Annotated in this window: 5 protein-coding genes; 2 read left to right on the forward strand and 3 right to left on the reverse strand. The window is 67.6% G+C overall.

Features of this window, described 5'->3' with window-relative positions:
* Positions 1–199 precede the first annotated feature (199 nt).
* Both AB0D14_RS44530 and AB0D14_RS44535 read right to left on the reverse strand, forming a co-directional pair.
* On the reverse strand, positions 200–1,075 hold the full coding sequence (locus tag AB0D14_RS44530; RefSeq protein WP_362791141.1) for a virginiamycin B lyase: 876 nt from the start codon (positions 1,073–1,075) through the stop codon (positions 200–202).
* 29 nt (positions 1,076–1,104) lie between these two features.
* On the reverse strand, positions 1,105–2,013 hold the full coding sequence (locus AB0D14_RS44535) for an alpha/beta hydrolase (protein ID WP_362791152.1): 909 nt from the start codon (positions 2,011–2,013) through the stop codon (positions 1,105–1,107).
* Between the two features lie 412 nt (positions 2,014–2,425).
* Here AB0D14_RS44535 and AB0D14_RS44540 point away from each other — a divergent pair, with 412 nt between their 5' ends.
* Both AB0D14_RS44540 and AB0D14_RS44545 read left to right on the forward strand, forming a co-directional pair.
* Positions 2,426–3,520, forward strand: coding sequence for a hypothetical protein (locus AB0D14_RS44540; RefSeq protein WP_362791144.1), 1,095 nt, complete (start codon positions 2,426–2,428; stop codon positions 3,518–3,520).
* Between the two features lie 201 nt (positions 3,521–3,721).
* Complete coding sequence (locus AB0D14_RS44545; RefSeq protein WP_362791146.1) at positions 3,722–4,345, forward strand: transposase family protein; 624 nt, start codon at positions 3,722–3,724, stop codon at positions 4,343–4,345.
* Here AB0D14_RS44545 and AB0D14_RS44550 read toward each other — a convergent pair.
* On the reverse strand, positions 4,310–5,524 hold the full coding sequence (locus tag AB0D14_RS44550; RefSeq protein WP_362791149.1) for a transposase: 1,215 nt from the start codon (positions 5,522–5,524) through the stop codon (positions 4,310–4,312). The genes AB0D14_RS44545 and AB0D14_RS44550 overlap by 36 nt on opposite strands.
* Positions 5,525–5,785: the final 261 nt, after the last annotated feature.

Genomic DNA, 5,785 nt, shown 5'->3' on the forward strand with positions numbered 1-5,785 from the left:
TTAGGTAAGCCATTGGACCCAAGAATCTCCCTCCAAATTCATCCCGATTGAATCGGGGATACGACAAGGCGCCTCATGGCGCACTGCCAGCGGTCGCTGACCTGCGTGATCGTGGGGTCGGCGTCGGTGACGGCCTGGGCGAAGGCCCCCGACCCATCGCGACAGACCACCTCGGCGCCGGAACGGTTCTTCGTCCAGGCTACGGTTCAAGCCGCGCGAACCCTCCCGTTTCAAGGGCCGCCCACAGAGCGCCGTCGGGACCCAGGGTGATGCCGTGCGGCTCGGACGACGGTGACGGCAGGCTGTACTCGGCGATCTTGCCGCTACCGGTGATGTGGCCAATGCTGTTGGCTCCCCATTCGGTGAACCAGCAGTCCCCGGTGGAGGCCGCGACGATAGCGTGGGGTTTGGCCGTGCGGTCAGGGAGCGGGAACTCCTTGATCGCGCCGTCCACCGAGATCCTGCCGATCTGACCCGCCGCGATCTCGACGAACCACAAGGCGGCGCCGTCGCTGGTGATGCCCACGGGTGCAGCGCTCGGGGTGGGGAGCGGGTGGATAACGATGTCTCCGTGGACAGTGATGCGGCCGATCGCGTTCGCCTGGTTGAGGGTGAACCACAGGGCCCCATCTGGGCCGGCGGTGATTGCCGAGGGATAGGCGCCCGTACAGGGAAGGACGAACTCGGTGATCTCTCCCGTGCTGGTGATGCGGCCGATCCGGTCGGTGTTCATCTCCGTGAACCACATCGCATCGTCCGGACCGGCGGTGATCCCGAAGGGTCCGCCGTCGGGCGTCGGCACGGGGAAGGACTCCGTTTCACCGTCGGCGGTGATGCGGCCGATCCGGTGGTCCTGGGACCGGGTGAACCACAGTGCTCCGTCGGGCCCGGGGGTGATGACCGTAGGGCGACACTCGGACGATTCCAGGGGGTATTCGTTGAGTTTGCCGTCGAGGGTGAGGCGTGCGATGCGGCCGCTGTGCGCGAAGGTGAGCCACAGTGCGCCGTCAGGTCCGGCCGCGATGTCGTACGGCCCAGCGCCCTTGTCTGCCACTGACATTTCGCTTACGGCCACAGCAACTCCTTGCAGGGGTGGGGTGGGGATCAATCGACGTTCCTGACCGATGCCGCAGCTCGGCCTCGCACCAGGTCGAGAATGATCGCGGCGAGGTCAGCAGGCCGGGTCATTGGGATGTTGTGGTTCGAGCTGATGTCGATCAGCCGGCGGCCAGGGACGGCATCGACGACGGCACGCACTTCGTCGCGCCGCGAGGCGTAAAAACCATCCTCGGCCAGCACGATCGTCATCGGACAGGTGAGGCGGTCGTACACCTCGATGCTCGGGAAGACTTCCGCGTCGGGCTCCACGGCGGTGACAGTCGCGATCTCCTCGATGGCCGGTCGCCGTACCCACCGGTGGCCGCGGCGCAGGAAGGAGCGCCGCGTGACCTCCTCGACAAGTTCGTGCCGTGCTCCGGCGTTGAACCAGTCCCCTCCGGCCTCCCGCACGCACTGCTCGACATAGGCGTGCATCTGATCGTCGTTCGCTTCCCAGCCGTAGCGGAACATCGCCCGCAAACGGTCCGCCGTCTCGGTGGTCCGCGCAGCGGCATGCTCGGCGAGTGACGCGTTACGGTCATCGAGCACCACGCCGTCCACGATGCAGAGGGCGGCCGATTCCACGAGGCCACTGGCAGCGGCAGCCGTCACCGCGTACCCGCCGGTGGAATGGCCCACCAGCACGGGGTGGTCCCAGCGCAGCGCGGTGACGACGCCACCGATGTCTCGCCAGTATTGCTCGGGGCCCGTGGAGTCGAGCCAGGTCTGCCCGTGGCCACGCAGGTCGATGGCGATCGGATGACACTCGCTCACCAGACGGGACGCCACATCCGCCCAAGCGGCGGCGTTGTGTCCGCTGCCGTGGACAAGCAGCACCCCCTCACCGTGGCCGCCGAAGTCCACACCCGAGAGGACCCCGTCCACGACGGGGAGTTCGATCTCTGTTCCGATCACCACCGCACCCTGACGACCAGAAGCCAACAAGCGCAACTGCTTTTCTCGCAGGAGGTCGGCGCGGGGTAAGGATTCCTTTAGACCGCCGAGAGGGGACAACGCTCCTGCCGCAGTAAATACCGGATTTACTGCGGCGGAGCCTCTACCGCGATCATCGCGACCTGCGGCGGGGCATTCCGGCCGCAGGGGTGAGGTGTACGCATTTACTGCGGCAGCGCCGGAAGGGCGGGGCGGGCGTGTCGATCGAACCAGTGACCGAAATTGGGAGCGGGGGCGCGTTGAGGGTCCCGCGCGCCCACGTCGTGCCCATGTCCGCCCCTCCGGCGTCGTACGTCGCGGCGGTACCTCACCGGCGCGGGCATCGCGAAGTCCTCCGCGCGGATCTACCGCATCTCGCTGACGACATGGGGGGATGCTCGCCGGCGAACCGGCGCCGGCCGGGCCCGCCCGCCGGGGCGCGAAGCCGCCAGTCTTTCCCGTCGTCGCGATCGACGATCCGGCGCTGCCGGAGGTGCTGGCTGAGCTGGCGGCGGCGCGGGCGGACGAGATGGACGCCGACACCGTCAACCGGGAGCTGTCCATCGCGCGCAAGACGATCGGCTGGTGGCAGCGTCAGGGCTGGATCGAAGGCGATCCGACGATCGGCATCGAGCGGTTGATGGCGGGGCTTCGGGACACGCCGCGGACCATGCAGCTGGCGCAGAACCCATTGCTGCTCACGATGATCGCCTATCTGTACGGCGGCGAGGACGGGTCGCGTGTCGTCCTGCCCCACTCGCGGGCCGAGTTCTACGGGAGGGCCACGGACATCCTGCTCAGGAGGCTGAAGGACAGCCGTAACCTGTACAAGGGTCCGCAGAAGAAGGCCCTGCTTAAGCAGCTCGCCATGACGGCACAGGCGGTGCCCGCGAATCACGCCGACCGACGGACGTTGCGGTACGAGGACGTGCTGCTCGAGTTCGCCCGAAGCGGCCCGGCGCTCGGCGTCGCGGAGTCGGAGGCCGGCCGGGTGCTGGAGGAGATCGTCGACCGCAGCGGGCTCCTGCTGCGGCTCGACGGCGGCAGTGCCTACGTTTTCGCTCATCTGAGTCTCCAGGAGTACCTGGCGGCGACCGCGTACGAGCGAGATCTGAACGCCTTGCTGGCGGCCTACCGCGCCAATCCCGATGACTGGCGGGAGGTGGTGAAGCTGTGGTGCGGTCTGGTCCGCACGGACGCGAGCACTCTCATCGCCGAGGTCTTCGCGGAGGATCCGGTCCTGGCGTTTGAGTGCCTTTGCGGATGCCCGGGTGGTCTCGGACCAGGTGGCCGCGTCGGTGACCGATCACTTCAGCACCCTGTTCCGCGAGGAATCGGATCCGGACGCGGCCACGATCGCTGCGTTCGGTCTGGTGGCGGCCGTGCCGAGTCGGCTGGGTACGGCCGTGTTCGACTTCCTGGCGGACCTGCCCAGCATAGTTCTGGGTTTCGTCGGAAGATGAGCGACGAAATCCAGAACTATGGTTGACCGGCGAGGCACGGGACGACGGCGAGGCGTTGGAGCAGGTGCACCATCAGGGGCATTGCGCGATTGGGATTGGTCCGGTTCGCCGGTCTCGTGAGTGACGTGGCGTCATGTCCGTTGTGTGGCAGGGGACCCCGGAGAGCAGAGCAGGCACGGTGCTGGTGATCATGTGGTTGTCGAGACCCATGAGAACCGAGCGAGACCGTGCCTGCCCGAACATCATCGCCCATCCCTTCCGTACTGGAGCAACTGGGCTCCCCGACTGATCCCCTCACCTCAAGCGATGTCGCTGACCTGCGGTGTTTCCTGATCCTGGTCGCCGATCCCCGCGATGCGCGAGGACTGCGGTATCCGGCCCTCGCGTTGCTGTGCGCAGCCGTCTCGGCGGTGCTGACCGGGGCTCGCTCGCTCATCGCGATCAGCGAGTGGATCACGGATGCTCCGCAGCATGTGCTGGGCATCCTCGGCTTCGCTGCCGATCCGCTTACCGGTCTGCGGCCGGTGCCGCACGCCGCAACTGTGCGCCGCCTGCTGCAGCGTGTGGACGGTGACGCGCTGGACGCGGCGATCAGCGCGTATCTGCAGGCCAGAATGCCGCCCCCGGTCGAGCCGGATACGGAGGAAGTGCCGGCGCGACGGGTGATCGCGGTCGACGGCAAGGTGGTCCGCGGATCGCGAACCCAGGCGGCCGCGGCGATTCAGCTGCTGGCGGCGATGGACCACCACGGCGTGGTCCTGGCCCAGCGGCAGGTCGCCTCCAAGAGCAACGAGATGACTCTGTTGGCGATCTCGTCAGGGTGGTGCGGCGGAGGTGCAGAGGGTGTGTAACCGGGTGGCTCGGCGCCGAGCGGGCGCCGGTGTGCTCAGCCAGTCGGCGATGCGGGCGACGTTGCAGGCCAGGGCGGTCAGAATGTGCTGGACGTGGACCCTTCTCACCCCACGATATCGGGCCCGGCGCAGGCCGTGAACCCGGACGTTCCCGGAGAGCGTGGATTCGATTCCAGCACGGATCGCGTAGCGGCGCTGCCATTGCTCGGTGGCCTGGTCGAGGCGGTTGCGCGTCTGGATCTCGTGCAGAGGGCGGGGCAGTAACGCGATCGAGCGCGGATAGGCCGGGGAGTTGGTGCACTGGGACCGGACAGGGCAGGCGAGGCAGGTGGCCTGGTCGAATCCGATCTGGATGTACTCATACCCCCCTGACCGCATGGGCCCCCATCCGGTGCTCACGTGTCCCTGCGGGCATGTGGCCTCCTGCTTGTCCCAGTCGATAGCGAAGCACGACTTGTCGAATCCTTCCCCGGCCCTGGCCTGATGACTGTGATCACGATCGATGGGGCCGAGCAGTTCCACCCCGTGGACGCGGCGGGCCCGCTCGATCCTGCCTGCGGTGACGTAGGCGCTGTCGACCACGCGTTCGTCCGGCAGCATTTTGCGGCCGGCCAGATCGTCATGGATACGCGGGGTCAACTCGCCGTCCTGCACGGTGGAGATGGTGGTGGCGACATGGACGACCACGTCGGGCCGCTCGGTATCGTCACAGGTTTCGCTGAAATGAACCCGATAGCCTCGCCACGCTGTGCCTCGCTTGACGCAGTAGTGGGCATCTGTGTCGTAGGGCGAGTCGAACCGCAGCGAGGCCGGCGGCAACGCCTTCCCCTCACGCCACCGCAGCTTGCCCCTGGAGTCCCAGTAATACTGATGGACCCAGATCCGGCGCAGGATCTCCACCTGCGCCAGCCTCCGCAGCCGAGGCGGTGTCTGGGTATCCCAGAGCGCGGTCAGGATCTTCGCGCCGTCCCGGCCGATGGTCTCGCCCAGCGCGGCGACCGCCGGTTTGCCGCCCGGAACCTTCCCGATCTCGACCCGGCGCCCGTAACGCTTGCCCCACTCGGGCTCGAGCAGCGGTGACAGCCACTGCTCATCGGCCTCGGCGAGATCTTCCAGAGCAGCCCGCAGGCTCTCCCCGACGAGTTCGAGGCGACCGAGGTTGCGTACCGCGGCCAGCACACGGGGTGGAATCAGTACGCTGCCGGCCTCCCGCCTTGAGCAGCCCGGCCTCCACCAGCCGCCGCAGCATCACCTCAAGCAGCCGCTCGGCGGCATCGCCCTCCGCAAGCCGGGCGCGGAACTCGCACAATAGGAGTGGTCGAACCCCGGATCATCCAGCTCCAGGCCGTGAAGTCGGCCCGGAGCGCGGTTCCGGCCTTTCGGCCGGTCCGTTTCTCCGGACCGCTTCCCGCACCCGCCGTGCGCCTCTCAACGCAACGG

Origin of the sequence: Streptomyces sp. NPDC048484 (genome assembly GCF_040651415.1) — a bacterium.
In the GTDB taxonomy this organism is placed as follows: domain Bacteria; phylum Actinomycetota; class Actinomycetes; order Streptomycetales; family Streptomycetaceae; genus Streptomyces.

Coding starts and splice junctions, on each gene's coding strand:
- AB0D14_RS44540 (WP_362791144.1), top strand. CDS start 2,426: ATGCTCGCCGGCGAACCGGCGCCGGCCGGGCCCGCCCGCCGGGGCGCG.